Source organism: Nocardia farcinica, from assembly GCF_029867845.1.
Taxonomy (GTDB): domain Bacteria; phylum Actinomycetota; class Actinomycetes; order Mycobacteriales; family Mycobacteriaceae; genus Nocardia; species Nocardia farcinica_A.
Genome location: NZ_JARWRU010000535.1, coordinates 1 through 5152 on the forward strand (window position 1 = coordinate 1; position 5152 = coordinate 5152).

General features: G+C 72.1%; 4 protein-coding genes. 2 read left to right on the forward strand and 2 right to left on the reverse strand.

Annotation, left to right across the window (positions count from 1 at the left end; translation table 11 throughout):
- Nucleotides 1-160: 160 nt before the first annotated feature.
- Both QH283_RS11620 and QH283_RS11625 read left to right on the forward strand, forming a co-directional pair.
- Complete coding sequence (locus QH283_RS11620; protein WP_280503020.1) at nt 161-2113, forward strand: 2-oxoacid:acceptor oxidoreductase subunit alpha; 1953 nt, start codon at nt 161-163, stop codon at nt 2111-2113.
- A 5-nt stretch (nt 2114-2118) separates the two neighbouring features.
- The gene (locus tag QH283_RS11625; protein WP_432420711.1) at nt 2119-3192 is read left to right on the forward strand and encodes a 2-oxoacid:ferredoxin oxidoreductase subunit beta; all 1074 of its coding nucleotides are present in this window, start codon (nt 2119-2121) and stop codon (nt 3190-3192) included.
- Between the two features lie 23 nt (nt 3193-3215).
- Here the strand turns inward: QH283_RS11625 and QH283_RS11630 are convergent, their stop codons facing one another.
- Both QH283_RS11630 and QH283_RS11635 read right to left on the reverse strand, forming a co-directional pair.
- A complete protein-coding gene (locus QH283_RS11630) occupies nt 3216-4223 on the reverse strand; it encodes a malate dehydrogenase (protein ID WP_280503022.1) in 1008 nt (335 codons plus the stop codon).
- 128 nt (nt 4224-4351) lie between these two features.
- Entirely contained in the window at nt 4352-4996 is a 645-nt protein-coding gene (locus tag QH283_RS11635) for a hypothetical protein (RefSeq protein WP_280503023.1), read from the reverse strand.
- Nucleotides 4997-5152 lie beyond the last annotated feature (156 nt).

Below are 5152 nucleotides of genomic sequence, written 5' to 3' on the forward strand. Positions count from 1 at the left end.
CGCGCCGCCCGCGCCACGCCCGACCCGCGGACAGCCGCCGCACAGGGGCGTTTTCCCGGCACGGAATCCACTTTCCCACCCTGCCCGGCCACGTCGGAGTACTTTGGCGAGAGGCACCTTCTCATGCGACTTCTCTGCGACGAGGAAGTGAAGCAGGCACATGGATGCGCACCACGACGATCGCCGCCGTACTGCCGGAACACGCACGGCGAGCGAGAAATTGGAGCAGGTCGTCATCCGGTTCGCCGGTGATTCCGGCGACGGGATGCAGCTGACCGGCGACCGTTTCACCCACGAGGCCGCCGCTTTCGGCAACGACCTGGCCACCCAGCCGAACTTCCCCGCGGAGATCCGCGCGCCACAGGGCACGCTACCGGGCGTGTCGTCGTTCCAGATCCAGATCGCCGACTACGACGTGCTCACCGCGGGCGATCAGCCCGACGTGCTGGTGGCGATGAATCCGGCCGCGCTGCGCGCCAATCTGGGCGATCTGCCGCGCGGAGCGACGGTCATCGTCAACACCGACGAGTTCACCAGGCGCACGCTGACCAAGGTCGGCTACCCGGCCGACCCGCTGACCGACGACACGCTCGCCGATTTCGTGGTGCACCAGGTGCCCATGACCTCGCTCACCCTCGCCGCCACCGAGCGGGCCGGGGTCGGCAAGAAGGATGCCCAGCGCGCGAAGAACATGTTCGCCCTCGGCCTGCTGTCGTGGATGTACGGCCGCCCGCTCGGCGGCACCGAGCGCTTCCTGCGCGAGAAGTTCGCCGCCGTCCCCGCCGTCGCGGAGGCGAACATCCTGGCGTTCCGGGCGGGCTGGAACTACGGCGAGACGACCGAGACCTTCGCGACCACCTACGAGATCGCGCCCGCCGCCCTGCCGCCGGGCACCTACCGCCAGATCACCGGCAACACCGCCCTGGCATACGGGCTGATCACCGCGGGGCAGCTGTCCGGGCTGCCGGTCTTCCTCGGCACCTACCCGATCACCCCGGCCTCGGACATCCTGCACGAACTGAGCAAGCACAAGCGTTTCGGCGTGACCACCTTCCAGGCCGAGGACGAGATCGCCGGCATCGGCGCGGCGCTCGGGGCCGCGCTCGGCGGTGCGCTCGGAGTGACCAGCACCTCCGGTCCCGGCCTCGCGCTGAAGAGCGAGACGATCGGCCTGGCGGTGATGACGGAACTGCCGCTGCTGGTGATCGACGTGCAGCGCGGCGGGCCGTCCACCGGCCTGCCGACCAAGACCGAGCAGGCCGACCTGTTGCAGGCGCTGTACGGACGCAACGGCGAGTCCCCGGTGGCGGTGCTCGCGCCGCGTTCACCCGCGGACTGTTTCGACACCGCGGTGGAGGCGGCCAGGATCGCGCTGACCTATCGCACCCCGGTGCTGCTGCTGTCCGACGGGGCCATCGCCAACGGCTCCGAGCCCTGGTCCATCCCCGACGTCTCCGCCCTCGACCCGATCGACCCCGGCTTCGAGCCGCACGCCGACGGGGACGCACCCGCCTTCCTGCCCTACGCCCGCGACCCGGAGACCCTGGCCAGGCCGCTGGCCGTGCCGGGCACGCGGGGCCGCGCGCACCGTATCGGCGGTCTGGAGAAGGCCGACGGCAGCGGCGACATCTCCTACGATCCGGCCAACCACGAGCTGATGGTGCGGCTGCGGCAGGCCAAGATCGACGGCATCACGGTGCCCGATGTGGTGGTCGACGACCCCGACGGCCGCGCGGAACTGCTGATCATCGGCTGGGGCAGCTCCTACGGCCCGATCGGCGAGGCGTGCAGGCGGGCACGGCGGCGGGGCGTCCCGGTCGCCCAGGCGCACCTGCGCCACCTGAACCCGCTGCCGGCGAACCTGGGCGAGGTGCTGCGCCGCTACCGCACGGTGGTGGCGCCGGAGATGAACGGCGGCCAACTGGCCATGCTGCTGCGTGCCAGGTACGTGGTGGACGTGCGCCCGTGGACGAAGATCGCGGGTACCGCCTTCTCGGCGAGCGAGCTGGTCGGGGTGATCGACGCCGCGCTGGACGGCTCGCTGGCGGATCTGGAACAGGACAAGGCCTTCACCGCCCGCGCACGGGCCTGCTACCTCGGGAGTGACCGATGACCATCATGGAGCCCTCGCCGCTGGTGCGCGCCGACCTCGGCCTGACCGGGGTCTCCGGCGTGCCCGCCGCCGACGCGCCGCAGAAGGCCAAGGACTACACCTCCGACCAGGAGGTGCGCTGGTGCCCCGGCTGCGGCGACTACGTCATCCTGGCCACCGTGCGCGGCTTCCTCGCCGAACTCGGATTGCGCAGGGAGAACCTGATGTTCGTGTCCGGGATCGGCTGCTCGAGCCGGTTCCCGTACTACCTGGACGCCTACGGCATCCACTCGATCCACGGCCGCGCGCCCGCCATCGCGACCGGGCTCGCGGTGACCAGGCCGGATCTGTCGGTGTGGGTGGTCACCGGTGACGGCGACGCGCTGTCCATCGGCGGCAACCACCTGATCCAGGCGCTGCGCCGCAATGTCAACATGACGATCCTGCTGTTCAACAACCGGATCTACGGGCTGACCAAGGGCCAGTACTCGCCGACCTCCGAGCGGGGCAAGGTCACCAAGTCGACGCCGCTGGGGTCGGTGGACCACCCGTTCAACACGCTGTCGGTGGCCCTCGGCGCGGAGGCCACCTTCGCCGCCCGGGCGCTGGACTCCGACCGGCAGGGCCTGACCGAGGTGCTGCGCGCCGCGGCCACCCATCGCGGCACCTCGTTCGTGGAGATCCTGCAGGACTGCCCGATCTTCAACGACGGCTCGTTCGACGTGCTGCGCCGCGACAACGCCGCCGACCACCTGATCCCGGTGCGCCACCGACAGCCGATCACCTTCGGCGCCGAGGGCGAATTCGCCGTGGTGCGTTCGGGTTTCGGGTTGACGGTGGCGCGCACCGCCGAGGTCGATCCCGGCGAGATCGTGGTCCACGACGCCGCCTGCGACGATCCCGGCTACGCCTACGCGCTCGCCCGCCTCGGCGATCAGGAGCTGACGCACGTGGTCACCGGTGTGCTGCGCAGCGTGGAGCGGCCCACCTACGACGACGGGGTGCGCGCGCAGAACGTCGCCGCCGCCGAACGCGCACCGCTGGGACCGGATTCGCTGCAACGGCTGCTCGACGGCCCGGAGACCTGGACGGTGGGCTGAGCCGGACGACGAGCCGGTGCGGCTCAGTCCTTGCCCGCGAAACCGAGGCCGATGACGGCGTCGCGCTCGGCGGCCAGTTCGGCCACCGAGGCCTCGATGCGGTCGCGGGAGAACTCGTCGATCTCCAGGCCCTCGACGATGCGGTAGCGGCCGTCGGCGCAGGTGACCGGGAACGAGCTGATCAGCCCCTCGGGCACACCGTAGGAGCCGTCCGAGGGCACCGCCATCGAGGTCCACTCCCCCTCCGGCGTGCCGAGCACCCAGTCGTGGATGTGGTCGATGGCCGCGCTGGCCGCGCTCGCCGCCGAGGACGCGCCCCTGGCCTGGATGATGGCGGTGCCGCGCTGCTGCACGGTGGGGATGAACTCCTCGGCCAGCCACTGCCGGTCGACCAGTTCCAGGGCGGGTCTGCCCGCGACGGTGGCGTGCGTGATGTCGGGGTACTGGGTGGCGGAGTGGTTGCCCCACACCGCGATCCGGTGGATCTCCGCGCCTGGCACACCGGTCTTGGCGGCCAGCTGCGCGATGGCGCGGTTGTGGTCCAGGCGCGTCATGGCGGTGAACCGCTCCGCGGGCACGTCAGGGGCGTTGCTCGCCGCGATGAAGGCGTTGGTGTTGGCCGGATTGCCGACGACGAGCACCTTCACGTCGCCGGCCGCGACGGCGTTGATGGCCCTGCTCTGTTCGGTGAAGATCTGCCCGTTGGCGGCCAGCAGGTCGGCCCGCTCCATCCCCGCGGTGCGCGGGCGCGCGCCGACCAGCAGGGCCACGTTCGCGCCCGCGAAGCCGACCTCGGGGTCGTCGCTGATGTCGATCGAATCGAGCAGCGGGAAGGCGCCGTCCTCGAGCTCCATCGCCACGCCCTCGAGCGAGGCCACGGCCGCCGGGATCTCGAGCAGTCGCAGACGGACCGGGGTGTCGGAGCCGAGCATGGCCCCGGACGCGATGCGGAACAACAGGCCGTAGGCGATCTGCCCGGCCGCACCGGTGACGGTGACGGTGACGGGGGCGTTCCGTTCGGCGGCGCTCACCACAACTCCTCGGGGTCGACGACGTGTCGCTGCCTACCCTAGCGATGCTCACGCCCGCCGGACCCGGGTGGTGAGCTACGGAACACACCGCCCGCGCACCTACGGCGCGGCGCGGAAACCGGGACCGGTCACAGCAGTTCGGCGACCTCGCGATCGGTGAGCACGATGGGCGAGACGTAGTCCTTGGCGCGGGCCAGTCGCGCCGCGCGGTACAGCGGCCGCTCCTGGAGTCCGGCGTCCCTCGCCTCGGCGCGCAACTGCCGCACGAGCAGTTCGGAGACCGCCACCGTGGTGGCGGTGCTGCCCGCGGCGAGAGCGTCGGCCAGCCTGCGCAGGCCGAGCACGTGCAGCTCGCGTCCGCTGCCGGTGTCGGTGTACATGGCCAGCGGGATGAGCTGGCGCCGCCCGCCGCCGGTCAGGCGCAGCGCCCCCCGGCTCACCCGGCCCGGGTAGACCAGCATTTCCACCCCGTCGGCGGTGGCCACCTCGATCCGCTGCTCACCGAGCAGCGTGCGCGCGTGCACGACGCCACCGGTCAGCCAGATGCGGCGGCGGCCGAGAGCGAGCGCCGAGAGCGCGGTCGGCACCGCGACCACGAGGCCGATGGCCAGCGCGACCGGCCAGGACAGGAACAGCGCGGCGATCAGGCCTGCGCCGACGCCCGCGCCGATCACCGCAAGCGTCAGTTTGCGCAGCATCGGGGCGAACATCTCCGGCGCCACCAGGTCGAGCCCGACCGGCCCGTCGGCGGGCCGCCCGCCGTTCGCGTCCACGTCTCACTCCTTCACGCGCATGCCGCCACCGGGCGCACGGGCCCGCGCCCCCGCGGCCGGGCAACCGGTCCGCCGGGCGGGGGCGGGGGGGGGGGGCGAACCCCGGGGGGGCGCCGCCCCCCGGGGGGGTTTAAACAAAACGCGCCCCCCCCGCCC

Excerpts from the sequence above, each read along its gene's own strand:
- QH283_RS11620 (WP_280503020.1), top strand. The coding sequence starts at position 161 with ATGGATGCGCACCACGACGATCGCCGCCGTACTGCCGGAACACGCACG.
- QH283_RS11625 (WP_432420711.1), top strand. The coding sequence starts at position 2,119 with ATGGAGCCCTCGCCGCTGGTGCGCGCCGACCTCGGCCTGACCGGGGTC.